The following is an 18,974-nucleotide window of genomic DNA, read 5'->3' as shown; positions in this document are numbered from 1 at the left end:
ATGCAAGAATTTTTTCAAACCTTGTTGGGTAACGAAATCGGCCTGATTGTTTCAATTGTGCTGAAAATTGTGATTATCCTGATTCCGCTGATTCTGACAGTTGCTTATCTGACTTATTTTGAGCGTAAAGTAATTGGTTATATGCAGCTGCGAGTAGGGCCGAATGTAACGGGCCCTTTCGGTTTGATTCAGCCGTTTGCCGATGTATTGAAGCTCTTGTTTAAAGAGGTAACTCGTCCGTCTACCTCAAATAAAGCTCTATTTTATATCGGCCCGATGCTATCGCTTGCTCCGGCATTTGCAGCATGGGCTGTGATTCCTTTCAGCAGTGAGTGGGTATTGACGAATGTAAATGCAGGCCTGCTGTTTATTTTGATGATTACTTCTTTATCTGTATATGGCGTAATCATTGCTGGATGGGCTTCTAACTCAAAGTATGCCTTTTTGGGGGCAATGCGTTCTTCAGCACAAACGATTTCATATGAAATTGCTATGAGTGCTGCGTTAGTAGGGGTAGTAATGGTATCGGGTAGTATGAATTTTGCCGATATCGTGGAGTCGCAAAGTAAAGGTATAGCAGGCGGTTCGATTTTCTCTTGGAATTGGTTGCCTCTTTTCCCGCTGTTTATTGTTTATTTGATTTCAGCTGTGGCAGAAACCAACCGTGCGCCTTTTGATGTGGCAGAGGGTGAGTCTGAAATTGTAGCGGGTTTCCACGTAGAGTATTCAGGTTTTGCCTTTGCCTTGTTTTTCCTTGCCGAGTACATTTTTATGATTTTGATCGCTGCGTTGACTTCATTAATGTTCCTCGGTGGTTGGTTATCACCTTTCCCTCAAAGTTGGGGCATTATCGGTACACCTAGTGTGATTTGGATGTTTATTAAGATGGCCATGATTCTATATGGTTATCTTTGGATTCGCGCGACTTTCCCACGTTACCGGTATGACCAAATTATGCGTTTAGGTTGGAAAGTACTGATCCCGATAGGTTTCCTCGGTATTGTAGTACTTGGCCTGTGGATGATTTCGCCCTTGTCTTTGTGGAAGTAAGGGAGGAGAAGTAAGATGACTAATTTAGTAAAAACTTTCTTACTGGGTGAGCTTGTAAAAGGAATGGGCGTAACGCTTAAAAACTTTTTCGCCCGTAAAGAAACCATTATGTTTCCTGAGGAAAAAACACCTCAATCAGTTCGTTTCAGAGGCTTGCATGCACAGCGCCGTTACCCGAATGGAGAGGAACGCTGCATTGCCTGCAAATTGTGTGAAGCCGTTTGTCCTGCGATGGCAATCAATATTGAATCTGAACAGCGAGAAGACGGCACGCGTCGTACCACCCGTTATGATATTGATTTGACTAAGTGTATTTTCTGCGGATTCTGTGAGGAAGCGTGTCCGGTAGATGCTATCGTGGAAACACATATTTTAGAGTATCACGGTGAGAAGCGTGGTGACCTTTACTATACAAAACCGATGCTGCTGGCCATTGGTGACCGCTACGAAAGCGAAATCGCCAAGCGTAAAGCAGCTGATGCGCCGTATCGCTAAGGAGCCGTGAAATGACGTTTTCCCTTATTTTATTTTATGTATTTGCTGCCATCGTATTATTTGGTGCGCTGAAAACTGTTACTGCTAAAAACCCAGTACATGCAGCTCTCTATCTTGTACTTACTTTCTGTACGAGTGCCATGATTTGGATGCTGATGCAAGCTGAGTTCCTTGGGATTGTATTGGTGCTGGTATATGTTGGTGCAGTGATGGTGTTGTTCCTGTTCGTTGTAATGATGCTGAATATTGATATCGAAGAAATGCGTGCAGGATTCTGGCGTCATGCTCCAGTAGCAGGCACGGTTGGTGTGTTAATGGCAGTGGTGCTTATCATGATTCTGATTAATCCAAAAACGAATCTGGCTGCTTTTGGATCAATGCAGGATATTCCGGCCGATTACAGTAACATTCGTGATTTAGGTAGCCAAATTTATACAACATATCTGTTACCGTTTGAATTGGCCGCTGTATTACTGGTGTTAGGTATGGTTGCGGCAATTGCTTTGGTACATCGCAAAACCTACCAACCCAAATATATTAATCCCGCTGACCAAGTTAAAGTAAATGCAAAAGAAGGTCGTTTACGTATGGTGAAAATGAAAGCCGAAGTAGCTGAGCCTGCAAATACTACAGCTGTTTCAGACGGCCAACCAGAAGGTGAGGGCAAAGCATGATTACCTTAACCCATTATTTAGTTTTGGCTGCATTATTGTTCGGCATTAGTGCTATGGGCATTTTTATGAACCGTAAAAATGTTTTGGTTTTGTTAATGTCGATTGAGTTGATGCTTTTGGCCGTCAATTTCAATTTCATCGCATTTTCACAGTATTTGGGCGATACCGCCGGCCAGATTTTTGTATTTTTCGTATTGACGGTGGCCGCTGCGGAATCAGCAATCGGTTTAGCTATTATGGTATTGGTATTCCGTAATCGTAATACCATCAATGTAGCCGACTTAAACCGCCTTAAAGGTTAATCGGGAGAATAAGAATAATGGATAATATGAGCTTATATCTGACCATTGCCTTAGCACCGTTAGTCGGTTCGCTGATAGCAGGTTTGTTTGGCAACAAAATCGGTCGTTCCGGTGCACATACAGTTACCATTCTGGGCGTAGCTGTTTCTGCGGTGTTGTCGGCTTATGTGTTGTATGGTTTTATTGACGGTAGCCGTGCTAAATACGATGAAAATGTTTATACCTGGCTGACAATGGGTGGTTTGGATTTCTCAGTCGGTTTCTTAGTAGATAGTTTGACTGCCATGATGATGGTGGTAGTAACCAGCGTGTCACTAATGGTACATATCTACACTATCGGCTATATGCATGATGAAGAAGTTGGTTATCAACGCTTTTTCAGCTATATCTCCTTATTCACTTTCTCAATGCTGATGCTGGTGATGAGTAATAACTTCATTCAGCTGTTTTTCGGCTGGGAAGCTGTCGGCTTAGTGTCTTATTTACTGATCGGCTTTTATTTCAAGCGAGAGAGTGCCATTTTTGCTAACTTAAAAGCATTTTTAGTAAACCGCGTTGGCGACTTTGGTTTCTTGTTGGGTATTGGCTTAGTATTAGCTTACTTCGGGGGTAGTCTGCGTTATGCCGATGTATTTGCTTATTTGCCTAATCTTCAAAATGCAACTATTCAGTTGTTTCCTGGTGTCGAGTGGTCGTTGATGACGGTAACCTGCCTGTTGCTTTTCGTAGGTGCTATGGGCAAGTCAGCTCAATTTCCCTTACATGTTTGGCTGCCAGATTCCATGGAGGGCCCGACACCGATTTCCGCATTGATTCACGCAGCTACAATGGTAACAGCAGGTTTGTTCATGGTATCGCGCATGTCGCCGATGTATGAATTAAGCACGACGGCACTAAGCGTAATTATGGTGATCGGTGCGATTACTGCTTTGTTTATGGGTTTTTTGGGCACCATTCAAAACGATATCAAGCGTGTGGTGGCTTATTCTACGCTATCGCAGCTCGGTTATATGACTGTTGCTTTAGGAGCTTCGGCATACTCGATTGCTATGTTTCATGTGATGACGCATGCCTTCTTTAAGGCTCTATTGTTCTTGGCAGCCGGTAGCGCCATTATTGGAATGCACCATGATCAAGACATGCGCCACATGGGTAATCTGAAGAAATATATGCCGATTACTTGGATTACTATGCTGTTGGGTAATCTTGCCTTGATTGGCACTCCTTTCTTCTCAGGCTTTTATTCAAAAGATTCAATTATTGAAGCGGCTCATGCTAGCACATTGCCAGGTAGCACTTTTGCGTACTTTGCTGTATTGGCTAGTGTATTCGTAACTGCTTTTTATGCTTTCCGCCAATACTTTATGGTTTTTCACGGTAAAGAAAAATGGCGTGATTTGCCTGAGCATCATGATGCACATCATGACGATGGGCATCACCACGGTTTAGGTAAAAACGATAACCCCCATGAAAGTCCGTGGGTAGTTACTTTACCTCTAATCTTATTGGCCATTCCTTCCGTCATTATCGGTTATCTCGCTATCGAACCTATGTTGTATGGTGATTTCTTCAAAGATGCTATTTATGTGAATACCGAATTACATCCTACAATGGCTATTTTGAAAGAAGAGTTCCACGGACCGTTAGCAATGGTAGCGCACAGCTTGCATACTCCGGTTCTGTACTTGGCAATTGCCGGTGTCTTGTTAGCGTGGGTTCTATATGTGAAAGCTCCGCATTTACCTGCGAAGATTGCCTCGGCATTTAGCCCTATTTATAAAATTTTGGAAAATAAATATTTCTTAGATGCTATTTATTTCAATGTTTTTGCCAAGGGTTCGCGTGCATTAGGTAACTTTTTCTGGAAAGTTGGTGATACCGCTATTATTGACAATGGTATTGTGAACGGTTCGGCCAAATTTGTGGGTGCTATTGCCGCACAAATCCGCAAAATGCAAAGCGGTTTTATCTACACATATGCAGCAGCTATGGTTTTCGGTGTGCTGGTGTTGGTAGGTATGACGTTCTGGCGTTTGTTTGCCGGGTAATGTAGGAATCAATCTTAGAATAAACAGGTTATGAATATGTTTGATAACTTACTCAGTTTGGCCATTTGGGTGCCGATAGCAGCGGGTGTGCTGGTATTGGCTACTGGTTCCGATAGCCGTGCAGGCATCGCTCGGGTTCTGGCCCTTATTGGTGCTTTGTCCGGTTTTCTGATAACGCTGCCTCTATTTACAGGCTTTGATCGTTTAAACGGCGGTTACCAATTTACAGAGTTCCATAGCTGGATTCCTGCGCTTAATATCAATTATGCCTTAGGTGCGGACGGTATTTCGGTATTGTTTGTTATTCTCAATAGCTTCATTACTTTGATGGTTGTACTTGCCGGCTGGGAGGTTATTCAAAAGCGCCCAGCACAGTATATGGCGGCATTTCTGATTATGTCGGGCTTGATTAATGGTGCTTTTTCCTCTCAGGATGCGATTTTATTTTATGTGTTCTTTGAGGGTATGTTGATTCCTCTATACCTAATCGTTGGTATGTGGGGTGGCCCACGTCGTGTATATGCATCCGTAAAACTGTTTCTATATACCTTATTGGGCTCGCTCTTAATGCTGGTAGCTTTGATTTATCTTTCTTTCAAGGCCGGGGGCAGCTTTGCAATTACTGATTTGCAAAACTTGAAACAAATTCCGTTTACCATCCAACAGTTGTTGTTTGTTGCTTTCTTCTTATCTTTTGCTGTCAAAGTACCGATGTGGCCTGTGCATACTTGGTTACCGGATGCTCACGTTGAAGCACCGACAGGTGGCTCGATGGTTTTGGCTGCCATTACTTTGAAAGTTGGTGCTTATGGCTTTCTTCGCTTTGTTTTGCCGATATTGCCGGATGCCTCACGGTATTTTGCACCGGTAATTATTGTACTGTCATTGATTGCGGTGATTTATATCGGTATGGTGGCACTGGTGCAAACAGATATGAAAAAGCTGGTGGCTTACTCTTCTATTAGCCATATGGGTTTTGTAACGCTGGGTATGTTTTTATTTAGTGGCGGCTATCTGAATGATTGGGCACTCAAAGGCGCCATTATCCAGATGATTTCGCATGGCTTTGTATCTGCAGCAATGTTTATGTGTATCGGTGTAATGTATGATCGGTTACACACTCGTAATATTGCGGATTATGGCGGTGTAGTAAATGTTATGCCTAAATTTGCTGCCTTTATGATGCTTTTCGGTATGGCAAATGCGGGCCTGCCTGCAACTTCCGGCTTTGTAGGTGAGTTTATGGTAATTATGGGTGCCGTCGAAGTAAATTTCTGGATTGGTGCTTTGGCAGCTTTGACACTTATTTATGGTGCTTCTTATACTTTGTGGATGTATAAACGTGTTATTTTTGGCCCGATTACGAATCCCGAAGTGAAAGAAATGAAAGATATCAACTGCCGCGAATTTGCCGTATTGGCGATTTTGGCTGTGGCGGTTTTGGGTATGGGTTTGTATCCGCAAGCCTTTATTGAAGTCGTACATCAAGCGGCTAACGACTTGATCGTACAAGTAGCAAAAAGCAAGATTTGAGGTGTGTGAATGAACTGGACTGATTTGAATTTAATCCCGGCCATGCCTGAAATTGTTTTGCTTTCGGCATTGGGTATCGTATTACTGGTGGATTTGTGGACGAGTGATAAGAATCGTAATCTGACTCATATTCTCAGCTTGCTTACTCTGGTTGTAACTGCCGCTACCCAGTGGATGGTATGGATGCCGCAAAGCGTTTCTACGTTTAGTGGAATGTATATTGCAGACGGAATGTCGCAGCTTTCCAAAATGGTGATGTATGCGGCAATGTTTGCTATGTTTATCTATGCCAAACCATATAATCAAAGCCGAAAAATCTTTAATGGCGAATTTTATATCTTAGCCTTGTTCGCTTTAACTGGCATGAGCGTAATGGTGAGTGCGGGGCATTTCCTTACGGCATATATTGGCTTGGAATTGTTGTCACTTTCTCTGTACGCTATGATTGCTTTGCGCCGGGATTCCGGAAATGCTGCGGAAGCAGCACTGAAGTATTTCGTACTGGGTGCTTTGGCTTCAGGTCTATTGTTGTACGGTATCTCTATGGTATACGGTGCAACCGGCTCACTTGAGTTCGCTTCTGTACTTGCTTCAGCACACGAAGGGCAATCTAATATTTGGTTGTTACGCTTGGGATTAGTTTTCATCGTAGTGGCTGTTGCATTCAAACTGGGTGCCGTACCTTTTCATATGTGGGTACCCGATGTATACCAGGGCGCGCCTACTTCGGTTGCGACTTTTGTCGGTACAGCACCTAAAGTTGCAGCAGTTGTATTCGCTTTCCGAATTTTAGAAACCGGTTTGGGTACTGTCTCTCAAGATTGGGCTCCAATGTTGGCCATCTTAGCAGTGGTTTCATTGTTGGTGGGTAATTTGGCCGCTATCATGCAGACCAATATCAAAAGGATGCTGGCTTACTCAACGATTTCTCATATGGGTTTTATTTTGTTGGCATTTATGGCTGGTGCCGTTGGCTTTACTGCCGGTCTGTATTATGCGATTGCCTATGTGGTTATGGGATTGGTAGGTTTCGGTGTATTGATGTTGTTGTCGAATGAGGCATTGGAATGCGAAGAAGTCAGCGATTTAGCCGGTTTGAACCAACGCAATGCCTGGTATGCATTTTTGATGCTGCTGACGATGTTCTCAATGGCCGGTATCCCGCCATTGATGGGGTTCTATGCCAAATTTGCAGTGATTAAAACGCTGTTGGAGCAAGGCTATGTATGGCTATCAGTATTTGCTGTTGTCATGTCTCTGATTGGTGCCTTCTATTATCTGCGTGTAGTAAAAGTGATGTATTTCGATAAAAATACACATGAAGAGCCTTTGGGTAGTAACTTTTTTGCCAAAGCTTTGTTATCCGTAAATGCATTATTGCTGTTGGTATGGGGCGTAATGCCGCAAAGTGTGATGAATTGGTGTGTTCAGGCATTGAAAAGCACATTGTAATATTTTCTATATTGGATAACGGCAACCCACGAAGGTTGCCGTTTTTGCTAAGATACAGTTTGTGTAACAGGCCGTCTGAATGTTATTGGACATCTTAATAACCAATAATGATTGATCTGTTTGAATCTTTTGATAGCTGTTTGATCTGGTTCTGTAACACTGATAAAGCCACGGTTTTAAATTTCAGGATAATTGTAAGATGACCGCTTCCATGTATACCCTTTTGATATTGGCATTGATTTTTGCTAATGCTCCTTTTTTGACCAGCCGGTTTTTCGGTATTTTTAAATTGGTAAAAAAACGCTTTATCCATCACCTGCCGGAATTGGCCGTAGGTTTTGTTATTATGGGCTTATTAGCCCGCTTATTGGAATCTCGTGCCGGCAGTGTACACCCCCAAGATTGGGAGTTTTATGTAACGGTAGCCTGTCTATATTTGGTTTGCGCCTTTCCTGCATTTGTATGGCGCTATTTTTGGCATAGTAAACACAAAGAATAGGATAGGCCGTCTGAAAATATTGCCTTGAAGGTGGTTGTTGATCGATTTTACGGAAATCACACGGAATAGCATGATGCAAAAATCAATTAAAAATCTTTCCCAAGCCCGCTTGATTGTTGTCAAAGTAGGGTCCAGTTTGGTAACTGCCGAAGGTAAGGGAGTGGACAAACAGGCATTGAGTAATTGGGCTGTACAAATTGCCGGCTTAAAAGCGCAAGGTATACAGGTGATTTTTGTATCCAGTGGTGCAATTGCAGAGGGAATCAAGCGTTTGGGTTGGGACAAGCGTCCGAAAGCGGTCAATGAATTACAGGCAGCTGCGGCAGTTGGTCAGATGGGGATTGCCCAAGCTTATGAAGAAGCTTTTGCTCCTCACGGTATCATGACAGCCCAGGTTTTGCTGACGCACGAAGATTTAAGTAATCGTACCCGCTATTTGAATGCCCGTAGTACATTACGCACTTTGTTGGAAAAAGGGATTGTACCGATTATCAATGAAAACGATACGGTTACAATTGATGAAATCAAATTGGGGGATAACGATACGCTTGGAGCTTTGGTCACTAATTTGGTGGAAGCCGACGCTTTGGTGATTCTGACTGATCAGCAAGGGTTGTATGATAGTGATCCGCGTAAAAATTCACAGGCGAAATTGATTGGGCGTATTGCGGCGGAACACCCCGACTTAGAGCGTATGGCAGGCGGAGCCGGCAGTGCGGTTGGTACCGGCGGTATGTATACCAAAGTTATGGCAGCCAAGCGTGCCGCATTAAGCGGTGCGGCTACAGTGGTTGCTGGCGGGAGAGTTCCGGCCGTGTTGGAACGTTTGGCTAGAGGAGAGTCAATCGGTACGTTGTTTACCAGTGAACATAACCGTATTAATGCCCGTAAGCAATGGTTGCTTGGTCATGTACAACTTTGCGGCAGACTAACCGTAGATATAGGTGCAGAGCGGGCAATTGTAGAAAAGCATGCCAGTTTGCTGCCGGTAGGATGTATTCGGGTGGAGGGACATTTTTATCGCGGCGAATTAGTTGCCGTGGTGAATGCAGAAGGTAAGGAAATCGCCCGAGGTTTGTGTAATTACAGCAGCTCGGAAACACAAAAAATACTGCGTACGCCTTCGGATCAGATTGAAGCTAAAATCGGCTATATCATGGAAGACGAGTTGATACACCGAGATAATATGGCCAGACCGTGGTAAATTGGTTTTCAGACGGCCATAGATTATTTTCAGAGCCATTTAGGTATCAGCCGGTTGAATCATTCTGACTATTTTATGTGTGTGATATTAAGATTAAAGGATTGTATTAAGTAGCAGCGGCAGTGTCATAAAATATTCAATAAAATGTCATAGTTTGCTTGCTTGTCACATTAGCGTCATTTGAGTGCGTTATGCTTGTCATCATAATGAATTTGGATCGCTACCTTTTAGGTTGCCTAAAATAATTGGAGAAAAGCATGGCTAAAGTTCGTGTGTTGGCAGTTGAAGATGAAGAATCTATCCAAGCATTGATACGGTTTACTTTAGAACAGGCAGGTTTTGAAGTGGAAGTTGCATCCAGCGCGGAAGCAGCCCGACAAAAGCTGGACCAAGCATTGCCGGATGTTGCCTTATTGGATTGGATGCTGCCGGGACAATCGGGAGTTCAGTTAGCCAAGCAGCTCCGGCAAGATGAGCGCAGTAAAGATTTGCCAATTATTTTACTGACGGCCCGTAGCGAAGATATTGATAAGGAGCAGGGCTTGAACCAAGGTGCGGATGATTATCTGACCAAGCCGTTTTCACCACGAGAATTGATTGCGCGCATCAATGCTTTGTTGCGTCGCCGTGCACCACAAAAAACCAGTGAAATAATCGAGATTAAAGGTTTGAAGTTAGACCCTGCCGAGCAGAGGGTGTATGGGAATGAACAGCCTGTCAGCTTCGGACCTACGGAATTCAAGCTGTTACATTTTTTTATGACGCACCCTGAGCGCGTGTACAGTCGCCGCCAATTGTTGGACTTGGTGTGGGGCGATCATGTATTTGTTGAAGAGCGGACAGTAGATGTACATATACGCCGTTTGCGGCGTGCTTTAGAACCGACGGGATTTGATCGGTTTGTACAAACAGTACGCGGTGCCGGTTATCGGTTCTCACATAAAGAGGCCGCCTGAACGTGGGATTTGTTTGGAAACACATCGCTAACGGTTTGTTTTGGTTATCCGTATTGGCATTGATAGGTTATGCAGCAAAAGGTCTAGCTGGTCTTTTGCTGCTTTGTTGTTGTTGGTTAACTTTGTGGCTGATATGGCAGTTTTACTATATTTTCAAATTGGTAGGCTGGCTGGCATCTCCAAAAATAAGCAGTATTCCCCAAGTAAACGGCATGTGGGCGCAAGTTTTCAATACGCTTCTGCGCCAAGCGAAAAGCCGTAAAAAACGCAAACAAAAGTTGGGTTCGGCTTTGCAACGTTTTAATCGAGCGGTAGAAACCATTCCCAACGGTATTTTGATTCTTAACAAACAAGGGCGAATTACTTGGATGAATTCGCTTGCCGTGCAGCATTTGAATCTTAACCCTCATTCCGATTGGGGGGGAATCTTGAAAAATTTGGTGCGTACCCCCGCATTTTTGGATTATTTACAGCATACGCCTCAGGAAATGCCGGATATCAAAATCACTATGCCGAAAAACGGCGGGTTAACTGAGCGGACTTTATTAGTATCTCGTGTCGAATTCGAGGGAGACGAAGAATTATTTATTACCCGCGATATCAGTGAGGCAGAGCAGCTTAATGCCACACGCACAGCTTTTGTCGCCAACGTATCTCATGAATTGCGTACACCTTTAACAGTAATAAACGGTTTTTTAGAAACCATGGCGGATATGCCTGATTTGCCCCGTGAGCAAGCCCGGCAATTTATCGGTTTGATGCAAAAAGAGGGTACCAGAATGCAAACGCTATTGGCAGATCTGCTGACTTTATCGCGTTTGGAATCGGGCATAAAAGGCGAACATACTCCTATCGATTTATCCGCATTGGTGGGTTTGTTGGCAGAGGACGGTAAGACACTGTCGGCAGGCAAGCATACTATTGAGACCGATATTACCCCTGATTTGTGGATAGGCGGTATTTATACCGATTTGTATAACGGTCTGAGCAATTTGGTATTCAATGCCGTACGTTATACACCGGAAGGCGGGCACATACGAATCAGCTTAGAGCTGGTTCCGTCGGAGAACCTTTTTACCTTGCAGCCGATTCGCTTTTCTGTGAAAGATAACGGCCCTGGTATTGCAGCCGAACATCTGCCCCGTTTGACCGAACGTTTTTATCGGGTCGATAAAGGACGAAGCCGCTCCAGTGGGGGAACAGGCTTAGGCTTGGCGATTACCAAGCATGCCTTGGCAGAGCATGGTACTGCATTACAAATTACTAGTGAGGTGGGTGTAGGCAGTGAGTTTTCAGTGATATTTAAGCAAGCCGCTCCTCCCTCTCGTGCTTAGCGGGCTTTGTTTTTTGAATAATTTTTGAGTAGGGTCGGATGAATTTATTTTTGAAACAAAAATATTGATTAAAGATGCCGTCTGAAAATACAGGCGGCATCTTTGTTTAGTGTCTGTTATGTTGATACGGAACCAGGTAGTAAGTCGAATATCTTACACTAATTCATGCAGAGCCATGCCGTATCAGATTGGCAGTATATCGATCAAGCCAGTTGCAGAATGGGCTTTCCGGCTTTGCCGACAGCTTGTTGGTAGGTTGGATTGGCTTCAATGCGTGCCAAATAGCTGCGGATGTTGGGATACATACCGAGGCTGGAGCGGGCAGCTGCGGCCTGAAGAGGGTAGCTCATCATGATATCGGCACCGCTGATAAAGTCCCCCATAAGCCAGTTTTTTCCTTCTAAAGCTTGTTCGACATGGCGTAGATGCTGGGTAGTTTGCGGGCGCAAAAAGCGAGACTGCGCCTCCTCGTTGATTTTTTTAGCCGCCGGCCTAATTAAAAAAGGCATCGGTGCAGTTTCGATTTTTCGGAATACCAGCGACATCAGCATCAGCGGCATTAATGATGCTTCGGCATAATGCAGCCAACGTTGGTATTGCCAATAATCGGGATGGTCGCGCTCGGGCATGAAACGGCCATTGCCGTATGTTTGGATAAGGTAGTCGGTAATTGCACCGCTTTCGGCCAAGATCATATCACCGTCTTGCAGAATCGGCGCTTTACCTAAAGGATGTACTTTTTTAAGCGCATCTGGCGCTAAGAGGGTGCCGGGGTGGCGTGCGTGTTGGCAAAGGGTGTATTCGAGACCGAGGAGTTCAAGCAGCCATACGATACGTAAAGAGCGCGATTGCGCTAAGGCGTGGAGTTTCAGCATATTTTTCCCATTTTATATTTTCGTAATGTGACGTCGGAGCAGCGGCCTTTGTGGCTTATTTGTTTGGCTGCCGTTATTTTATTGAAATAATTCGATAGGTTAATATTATATTTTGTTGTTTTCAATAGTCTGCATAAAAAGCGTTTGAAAATAGCAGGCTAAGCCGAAATATCGTAGGTGGATTTGCGACAGGTTGGGTTATGGAGTGTGGCTGCAATATGTTGCGGGGAATATTCAGGCCGTCTGAAGATTTCAGACGGCCTGAATGTTGGTTTGCCTGATATTCCGGATTTTTGGTTAGCGGGTACGCGCCAATAATTCATCGGCTAGGTTGAGATAGGCAAGCGTTCCTTTGGCCTTGGCATCATAGGCAAGAGCTGGGAGGCCGTGGCTGGGAGCCTCTGCCAAACGCACGTTTCGCGGAATCGTAGTGGTAAAAAGCTGTTTACCGAAGTGCGATTGCAGCTGTTCGGTTACCTCCTGCGCCAAGCGGCTGCGGCTGTCATAAAGGGTACGTACAATGCCGAGAATATCCAGTTGGGGATTGATTGCTTGGCGGATTTTACGGACGGTAGCGACTAAGTCGGAAATACCTTCAAGCGCATAGTATTCGCAAACCATCGGCACGATAACGCCTTGTGCGGCAACCAAGCCGTTAAGTGTCAGCAAGGTTAGCGTTGGCGGGCAGTCGATGAGGATGTAGTCATAATCAGCGCTGATATCGGCCAATGCGTTTTTCAGACGCATCTCGCGGGCGATTTCCTGAACCAATTCTATCTCGGCACCGGCTAAAGCACGGTTGGCGGCCAATACGTCATAACCGCCCGCCTCACTTCTGACAACGGCTTCTTTAACACCGGTTTCACCAAGCAGCACTTGATAGACGCCGGCGTCGAGACTGCCTTTGTTGATCCCGCTGCCTGTAGTGGCATTGCCCTGCGGGTCGAGATCGATCACGAGAACACGTTGTTTTTTATCGGCCAGCGAAGCGGCAAGGTTGACCACAGTAGTGGTTTTGCCGACGCCGCCTTTTTGGTTGGCAACGGCGATGATTTTTGCGCTCATATCATTATGTCTTCATGCAATCGTTTGGTCAGCGTGAATTGTACCGTTATTTGTTTGAAAAGGGTATCGGCAGGCAGACTGTGTTGGGTTAGATGAAGTTTGGTTTTGAGGGTGGGCGGCAACTTCTGGATGCGGCTTGATAGAATACCAGGTTGTCTCGAAAACATTCCCACAATTCTGCCGCTTCCCTTGTTTTCGCGTAAAATGCACACAAATACAATATCCCGATCTCTGCTTAGGGCGCCGCCCGCAGGCAGAAACTTAAAATATATTTTTGCGGAACTTAAAACATGCATGCCACCGTATACCTTGAAGACCACGAATATATAGCCTTGTGCGACCTCTTAAAGCTTGCCGGGCTGACCGAGAGCGGTGGGCAGGCCAAGGCTGTGATTGCCGAAGGGCAGGTGTTGCGTAACGGCGAAGTGGAAACCCGAAAAACAGCCAAAATACGTGGTGGCGAAGTAATTGAATTTGCCGGAGCGGTGTTGGAAGTGGAAAACGGCTATGACACGGACGCTTAAACCGGAAGACCTGTTGCCTGAGCCGATACGTCCCGAGGATTGGGAATGTTGCGGTAGCGAGTGCGGCGATGCGTGTATCCAAACCATTTATTGGAAAGAAAAGGCCCAGTACGATGCGCAGCAACGCCTTTTGAAGGAGCAGCAGGCCGAAAAAGAGGCCGATCATGATTGATTTGCATTGCCATTCTAATATTTCGGATGGCACTTTGCCCCCGTTCGAGGTAGTACGTTCGGCGCATGCCAACGGCTGTACTATGTTGGCTTTAACCGATCACGACCATACCGGCGGCTTGGCTGAAGCCCGCGCACAAGCAAATGCTCTTGGTATGCGTTTTATCAACGGCGTAGAAGTGTCGGTAACTTGGCGGCATCGTAGCGTGCATATCGTTGGTTTGGATTTTGATGACAATCATAGCGGATTGCAGCACCTTTTGGCCGAAGTGCGTAAAGGCCGTTTGAAACGGTTGGAACAGATTGCCGAAAAGCTTGAAAAAAAAGGCATAACAGGGGCATATGACGGTGCATTGGCGTTGGCGGCCAATCCCGAGATGGTATCGCGTACCCATGTGGCGGAATTCTTGATTGCACAAGGCGTGGTGCGTAACAAGCAGCAGGCGTTCACCCGCTATCTGGGGGACGGCAAACCGGCCGGCGTAAAGCACGAATGGGCAAGTTTGGCCGATTGCGTAGAAGCGATTAAAGCGGCCGGCGGCTTGGCGGTGATTGCCCATCCGATGCGTTACGGTTTTTCGGCAACGGCCAAACGCAATTTATTTGAAGAATTTAAATCATTGGGTGGACACGGTATCGAAATACATAGCGGCAATTGCGATAAAAATGACCGTCTCAATTATGCTTTGCTGGCTGAACGTTTCGGCTTGATGGCCAGCGTAGGCAGCGATTTTCACCGTAAAGGCGATTACAGCGGCGGTGTATTGGGCGTTTGCCCGCCGTTGCCGGAAAATTGTACGCCGGTATGGACATGTTTTAGAGATACCTAATTGATGATAAGCATCCGTAGTCGGATATTTTCAGACGGCCTGCTAATGCAAAAAGTAGTGTGGGTGTGAAAGCGTGCTTAAATAACACAATCTGATTCATGTCTTTGCTTTCGCATGGTTAACCTTATCCCACTACAAATATACCCATAACAGATAATATTGAATAAAGGAACATAAACTATGGCGCAATTTTTTGCCATTCATCCCGATAATCCGCAAGAACGCCTGATTAAGCAGGCGGCGGAAATCGTGAAACAAGGCGGAGTGGTGGTGTACCCGACCGACTCTTGCTATGCGTTGGGCTGCCAGCTTGGCGATAAAGATGCGATGGAACGTATTTTAAATATCCGCAAAATCGATCAAAAACATCATCTCACTTTGATGTGCGCCGATTTGAGCGAACTCGGTACTTATGCCAAAGTCGATAACAGCCAATTCCGCCAGCTGAAAGCGGCTACTCCCGGTAGCTATACCTTTATTATGCAGGCGACCAAAGAAGTGCCTAACCGCACGCTGCACCCCAAACGCAAAACCATCGGATTGCGCGTGCCCGACAATAAAATCGCTTTGGCATTGTTGCAGGAATTGGGTGAACCGATGTTGAGTTGTACCTTGATGCTGCCCGAAGATGCCGAGCCGTTGTCTGATCCATACGAAATCCGCGACCGTCTCGAACACAGCGTTGATTTGGTGATAGACGGTGGCTGGTGCGGTACTGATCCGACAACCGTAATCGATATGACCGACGGTGTGGAGCTGGTGCGCGAGGGCAAGGGCGATAAGGCTTTATTCGGTTTGTAGGCACACTGGTTTTTGTTGGTGGAAATATATTTCAGACGGCCTTGTATATGGCAGGCCGTCTGAAAATAAGAAAGGAAATCCCGCATGGGTGGTAATTTTGATTTAGGTATCTTTTTATTGGCGGTGTTGCCGGTATTGCTGGCGATAACCGTACACGAAGCCGCACACGGTTACGCCGCGCGTTATTACGGCGACCGTACGGCCGAGCAATTGGGTCGGCTGACGCTGAACCCGTTGGCACATATTGATCCGATTGGTACAGTGGTTGTGCCTGCCTTGCTGTTTTTTACTACCGGCTTTATGTTCGGCTGGGCCAAACCCGTGCCTGTGGTTTCGAGAAATTTACGCAATGTCCGTATCGGTATGCGGATGGTGGCGATTGCGGGTCCGCTCTCCAATCTGGTGATGATGTTTGGTTGGGCATTCGTGATGATGTTGGCACCTTGGGTGCCGGCCAGTTTCCAGTATCCTTTGACTCAGATGGCCAATTTCGGCGTTACCATCAATGCCTTGTTGTTCGTATTGAATATGCTGCCGATTCTGCCTTTGGACGGCGGGCGTTTTGTCGATACTTTCCTGCCGCCTAAGGCTTCGATGGCTTTTCAAAAAATCGAACCTTACGGTATGTGGATTTTGGTCATTATGATGTTTACCGGCGTACTTGGTGCGATTATGCATCCTTTGGTATCGCTGGTGCTGAGCTTGGTAAGATAAGATATTGCTTTGCCCGATAGGGTTCAAAGCACACAGGCCGTCTGAAAATAGTTTCAGACGGCCTGTGTATTTGGAGTGCTACTATTTTACTCTTTGCGCTTGCAAATTTGTAAAACTTCCATTCCGTATCGGACAGCTTTCGTTTCATCCACTCCGTGTACGGCTTGCAATTCGGCTAAGGTTTGCGGTTGTTTGGCGGCGATTGCGCGCAAAGTGATTTTGCTGAATACCTGATATTCTTCTATGCCTTCTGTTGCTGCTGTTTCCGAACACCATTGCAGCAGGGAGCGCATCAGCCGGCGTCGCCGTGCAGCCTCTTCGGAAAGGCCGTCTGAAAAAGGAGCGCAAACGGCTAAAATATCCGTACCGTATTTCCCGGCGCGTACTTCGCCCAAGCCGTAAATGCCTTGTAGGTCGAGGGTATTGGCGGGCGTGTAATTAAGCATGTCTTCAATGCTTTCGTCGGCACAGATTTTACTCGGGGCGCAGCCTTCTGTTTGCGCCTGACGGGTGCGCCATTCCAGCAGGGAGGTACGAAGGGCACGACTTCGGTTGTCTTCGAGTGTATCGGATACGGGTGGTACGTTTTCAGACGGCATGTGATGTGTTAAGGAGCAAATCTCGAGGATTTCTAAACCGAATTTTTGGATTTTCGCTTCGCCCAGTCCGTAAATATCATGTAGCTCGGCCACGGTTTGCGGCATTTTTTCAACGATGTCGCGTAGGGTTTTGTCGCCGCAAATTACATAAGCGGGTACTTCTTCGGCTTTGGCTTTGCCGATTCGCCATTGGCGTAAGGCTTGCCAAATGCGTTCTTCGCGTTCGGTACGCAGCCATTCGTCTTTCGGTTTTTCGATGGCGGTCTTGTCGCGTTTGAGCGGGCGCAGCCAAACGGGTGTGCTGCCTTTGAGTACGGCCTTGGCGGCTTCGGTGAGCTGCAAGGCTTGATGTTGCATCACATTGACGTTGAGCAAGCCCAAGCCGATACATTGCCGAACTACGCCGCGCCATTCTTTGTCGGACAGCGTGTCGCCGATGCCGAAGGTAGAGAGTTTGTCGTGGCCGTTGCTTTTGATCCAATCATCTGTTTTGCTGCGTAATACATTGATAACGTAGCCTGCTGCAAAGTTCTGTCCTACACGGTATACACAGCTGAGTAGTTTTTGCACCAATACTGTGCCGTCAAAGCGTACAGGCGGGTGGAGGCAGTTGTCGCAATGCCCGCAGGCTTGGGTAGTTTCACCGAAATGTTGCAGTAACGCCGTGCGGCGGCAGTCAGCGGTTTCACATACACCCAACATAGCATCGAGTTTTTGCTGCTCGATTTGTTTTTGTATATCGCTACCGTTGCCCTGCTGGATGCGTTCGCGCAGAATTACCCAGTCGTTAAGACCGTAGCATAACCAGCTGACAGCCGGCAGGCCGTCGCGCCCGGCGCGGCCGGACTCCTGATAAAAATGCTCGATACTTTGCGGCATATCAAGGTGGGCGACAAAGCGGACATCCGGCTTGTCGATACCCATACCGAAGGCCACGGTAGCCACCACGATGACACCGTCTTCGTGAGTAAATCGGCGTTGGTGGGCTTCGCGCATTTCCATACTCATACCGGCATGGTAAGCGATGGCGTCGAGGCCGTTTTCACATAAAAAACCGGTGATGTCATCTACCTTTTTGCGGCTCAGGCAATATACGATACCGCTTTGCCCTGCCGCCTGTTTGCGGATAAATTCGAGCAACTGGCGTTTGCCGTTGTTTTTCTCAATGACTTGGTAGTAGATGTTGGGGCGGTCGAAACTGGCGATAAATTCGGGGCTGTTTTCCAGTTTGAGATAGTGTTTGATATCGGCGCGGGTTTCGGCGTCGGCCGTCGCGGTGAGGGCGATGCGCGGAATGTCGGGATAACGGTCGGCCAAGATACCGAGCTGCTGGTATTCGGGGCGGAAATCATGTCCCCATTGGCTCACGCAATGTGCCTCGTCGATGGCAAACAGGCTGATGGTGTTGTAATCGAGAAAACGTAAAAAACGCTCGCTCACCAAGCGTTCGGGCGCAACATACAACAGTTTCAGACGGCCTGCTGCAATCTCTTCGGCAATACGGCGCACTTCCTCGCTCGAAGTTCCGCTATGCACGCTGGCGGCAGCGACGCCCGCCGCATGCAGGGCGGCTACTTGGTCGTTCATTAATGCAATCAGCGGCGATACCACTACCGCCACTCCTTCGCGCATCAAGGCCGGAATCTGGTAGCACAGGCTTTTGCCGCCGCCCGTAGGCATCAATACCAACAGGCTTTCGCCGCGGGCCAGCGTGTTGACGATTTGCTCCTGCTTGCCCCGAAATTCGGGGTAGCCGAATACATCGTGCAAAATCTGCCGTGCGGCGGGCGGGTTGGTCATAAAGCGAAATCCGTTATATGATACAAAGCTGACATTTTATCTTTTTTA

General features: G+C 46.5%; 19 protein-coding genes. 16 read left to right on the top strand and 3 right to left on the bottom strand.

The annotated features are described in order from the left end of the window. The 11 genes from nuoH to phoR all read left to right on the top strand — a co-directional run bounded on the left by nuoH (window position 1) and on the right by phoR (window position 11,547). Complete coding sequence (nuoH, locus tag LVJ86_RS10355; RefSeq protein WP_047761030.1) at window positions 1–1,050, top strand: NADH-quinone oxidoreductase subunit NuoH; 1,050 nt, start codon at window positions 1–3, stop codon at window positions 1,048–1,050. Window positions 1,051–1,065: 15 nt separating this feature from the next. Further along, complete coding sequence (gene nuoI / locus LVJ86_RS10350) at window positions 1,066–1,545, top strand: NADH-quinone oxidoreductase subunit NuoI (RefSeq protein WP_047761029.1); 480 nt, start codon at window positions 1,066–1,068, stop codon at window positions 1,543–1,545. 11 nt (window positions 1,546–1,556) lie between these two features. Continuing rightward, complete coding sequence (locus LVJ86_RS10345; protein WP_047761028.1) at window positions 1,557–2,219, top strand: NADH-quinone oxidoreductase subunit J; 663 nt, start codon at window positions 1,557–1,559, stop codon at window positions 2,217–2,219. After that, window positions 2,216–2,521, top strand: coding sequence for an NADH-quinone oxidoreductase subunit NuoK (gene nuoK, locus LVJ86_RS10340; protein ID WP_047761027.1), 306 nt, complete (start codon window positions 2,216–2,218; stop codon window positions 2,519–2,521). The genes LVJ86_RS10345 and nuoK overlap by 4 nt, the downstream gene beginning before the upstream one ends. 17 nt (window positions 2,522–2,538) lie before the next feature. Next, window positions 2,539–4,569 carry an NADH-quinone oxidoreductase subunit L gene (gene nuoL, locus LVJ86_RS10335; protein ID WP_047761026.1) on the top strand — a complete coding sequence of 677 codons (2,031 nt, stop codon included), beginning with the start codon at window positions 2,539–2,541 and terminating at the stop codon, window positions 4,567–4,569. A gap of 36 nt (window positions 4,570–4,605) precedes the next feature. Further along, on the top strand, window positions 4,606–6,102 hold the full coding sequence (locus tag LVJ86_RS10330) for an NADH-quinone oxidoreductase subunit M (protein WP_047761080.1): 1,497 nt from the start codon (window positions 4,606–4,608) through the stop codon (window positions 6,100–6,102). Window positions 6,103–6,111: 9 nt separating this feature from the next. Further along, window positions 6,112–7,554 carry an NADH-quinone oxidoreductase subunit NuoN gene (nuoN, locus tag LVJ86_RS10325; protein WP_047761025.1) on the top strand — a complete coding sequence of 481 codons (1,443 nt, stop codon included), beginning with the start codon at window positions 6,112–6,114 and terminating at the stop codon, window positions 7,552–7,554. Window positions 7,555–7,753: 199 nt separating this feature from the next. Next, entirely contained in the window at window positions 7,754–8,053 is a 300-nt protein-coding gene (locus LVJ86_RS10320) for a DUF2818 family protein (RefSeq protein WP_047761024.1), read from the top strand. A 73-nt stretch (window positions 8,054–8,126) separates the two neighbouring features. Further along, window positions 8,127–9,257, top strand: coding sequence for a glutamate 5-kinase (gene proB / locus LVJ86_RS10315; protein ID WP_047761023.1), 1,131 nt, complete (start codon window positions 8,127–8,129; stop codon window positions 9,255–9,257). Between the two features lie 257 nt (window positions 9,258–9,514). Next, window positions 9,515–10,213 carry a phosphate regulon transcriptional regulator PhoB gene (gene phoB / locus LVJ86_RS10310; RefSeq protein ID WP_047761022.1) on the top strand — a complete coding sequence of 233 codons (699 nt, stop codon included), beginning with the start codon at window positions 9,515–9,517 and terminating at the stop codon, window positions 10,211–10,213. Window positions 10,214–10,215: 2 nt separating this feature from the next. Further along, complete coding sequence (gene phoR / locus LVJ86_RS10305; protein ID WP_053008334.1) at window positions 10,216–11,547, top strand: phosphate regulon sensor histidine kinase PhoR; 1,332 nt, start codon at window positions 10,216–10,218, stop codon at window positions 11,545–11,547. Between the two features lie 203 nt (window positions 11,548–11,750). Here the strand turns inward: phoR and LVJ86_RS10300 are convergent, their stop codons facing one another. After that, a complete protein-coding gene (locus LVJ86_RS10300) occupies window positions 11,751–12,422 on the bottom strand; it encodes a glutathione S-transferase family protein (RefSeq protein WP_047761021.1) in 672 nt (223 codons plus the stop codon). A gap of 297 nt (window positions 12,423–12,719) precedes the next feature. Then, a complete protein-coding gene (locus LVJ86_RS10295) occupies window positions 12,720–13,487 on the bottom strand; it encodes a ParA family protein (protein ID WP_047761020.1) in 768 nt (255 codons plus the stop codon). Between the two features lie 290 nt (window positions 13,488–13,777). On the opposite strand from LVJ86_RS10295, the gene LVJ86_RS10290 reads away from it, so the two are divergent. The 5 genes from LVJ86_RS10290 (at window position 13,778) to LVJ86_RS10270 (ending at window position 16,527) form a co-directional block, all read left to right on the top strand. Further along, a complete protein-coding gene (locus LVJ86_RS10290; protein WP_047761018.1) occupies window positions 13,778–14,011 on the top strand; it encodes an RNA-binding S4 domain-containing protein in 234 nt (77 codons plus the stop codon). Beyond that, entirely contained in the window at window positions 13,995–14,183 is a 189-nt protein-coding gene (locus LVJ86_RS10285; RefSeq protein ID WP_047761017.1) for a hypothetical protein, read from the top strand. Before LVJ86_RS10290 ends, LVJ86_RS10285 begins: the two co-directional genes overlap by 17 nt. Then, complete coding sequence (locus LVJ86_RS10280) at window positions 14,176–15,012, top strand: PHP domain-containing protein (RefSeq protein ID WP_047761016.1); 837 nt, start codon at window positions 14,176–14,178, stop codon at window positions 15,010–15,012. The genes LVJ86_RS10285 and LVJ86_RS10280 overlap by 8 nt, the downstream gene beginning before the upstream one ends. Window positions 15,013–15,192: 180 nt before the next feature. Further along, on the top strand, window positions 15,193–15,813 hold the full coding sequence (locus tag LVJ86_RS10275) for an L-threonylcarbamoyladenylate synthase (protein ID WP_047761015.1): 621 nt from the start codon (window positions 15,193–15,195) through the stop codon (window positions 15,811–15,813). Window positions 15,814–15,897: 84 nt separating this feature from the next. Further along, window positions 15,898–16,527: a site-2 protease family protein gene (locus LVJ86_RS10270; RefSeq protein WP_047761014.1), complete on the top strand. Its 630-nt coding sequence runs from the start codon at window positions 15,898–15,900 to the stop codon at window positions 16,525–16,527. An 86-nt stretch (window positions 16,528–16,613) separates the two neighbouring features. Here LVJ86_RS10270 and recQ read toward each other — a convergent pair whose 3' ends face one another. Continuing rightward, complete coding sequence (recQ, locus tag LVJ86_RS10265; protein WP_047761013.1) at window positions 16,614–18,926, bottom strand: DNA helicase RecQ; 2,313 nt, start codon at window positions 18,924–18,926, stop codon at window positions 16,614–16,616. Window positions 18,927–18,974: the final 48 nt, after the last annotated feature.

The sequence above is a fragment of the Neisseria arctica genome (assembly GCF_022870905.1).
Lineage (GTDB): Bacteria > Pseudomonadota > Gammaproteobacteria > Burkholderiales > Neisseriaceae > Neisseria > Neisseria arctica.
This window is presented reverse-complemented; position numbering and strand designations above follow the sequence as displayed.

Coding starts and splice junctions, on each gene's coding strand:
- nuoH (WP_047761030.1), top strand. CDS start 1: ATGCAAGAATTTTTTCAAACCTTGTTGGGTAACGAAATCGGCCTGATT.
- nuoI (WP_047761029.1), top strand. CDS start 1,066: ATGACTAATTTAGTAAAAACTTTCTTACTGGGTGAGCTTGTAAAAGGA.
- LVJ86_RS10345 (WP_047761028.1), top strand. CDS start 1,557: ATGACGTTTTCCCTTATTTTATTTTATGTATTTGCTGCCATCGTATTA.
- nuoK (WP_047761027.1), top strand. CDS start 2,216: ATGATTACCTTAACCCATTATTTAGTTTTGGCTGCATTATTGTTCGGC.
- nuoL (WP_047761026.1), top strand. CDS start 2,539: ATGGATAATATGAGCTTATATCTGACCATTGCCTTAGCACCGTTAGTC.
- LVJ86_RS10330 (WP_047761080.1), top strand. CDS start 4,606: ATGTTTGATAACTTACTCAGTTTGGCCATTTGGGTGCCGATAGCAGCG.
- nuoN (WP_047761025.1), top strand. CDS start 6,112: ATGAACTGGACTGATTTGAATTTAATCCCGGCCATGCCTGAAATTGTT.
- LVJ86_RS10320 (WP_047761024.1), top strand. CDS start 7,754: ATGACCGCTTCCATGTATACCCTTTTGATATTGGCATTGATTTTTGCT.
- proB (WP_047761023.1), top strand. CDS start 8,127: ATGCAAAAATCAATTAAAAATCTTTCCCAAGCCCGCTTGATTGTTGTC.
- phoB (WP_047761022.1), top strand. CDS start 9,515: ATGGCTAAAGTTCGTGTGTTGGCAGTTGAAGATGAAGAATCTATCCAA.
- LVJ86_RS10300 (WP_047761021.1), bottom strand. CDS start 12,422: ATGCTGAAACTCCACGCCTTAGCGCAATCGCGCTCTTTACGTATCGTA.
- LVJ86_RS10295 (WP_047761020.1), bottom strand. CDS start 13,487: ATGAGCGCAAAAATCATCGCCGTTGCCAACCAAAAAGGCGGCGTCGGC.
- LVJ86_RS10290 (WP_047761018.1), top strand. CDS start 13,778: ATGCATGCCACCGTATACCTTGAAGACCACGAATATATAGCCTTGTGC.
- LVJ86_RS10285 (WP_047761017.1), top strand. CDS start 13,995: ATGACACGGACGCTTAAACCGGAAGACCTGTTGCCTGAGCCGATACGT.
- LVJ86_RS10280 (WP_047761016.1), top strand. CDS start 14,176: ATGATTGATTTGCATTGCCATTCTAATATTTCGGATGGCACTTTGCCC.
- LVJ86_RS10275 (WP_047761015.1), top strand. CDS start 15,193: ATGGCGCAATTTTTTGCCATTCATCCCGATAATCCGCAAGAACGCCTG.
- LVJ86_RS10270 (WP_047761014.1), top strand. CDS start 15,898: ATGGGTGGTAATTTTGATTTAGGTATCTTTTTATTGGCGGTGTTGCCG.
- recQ (WP_047761013.1), bottom strand. CDS start 18,926: ATGACCAACCCGCCCGCCGCACGGCAGATTTTGCACGATGTATTCGGC.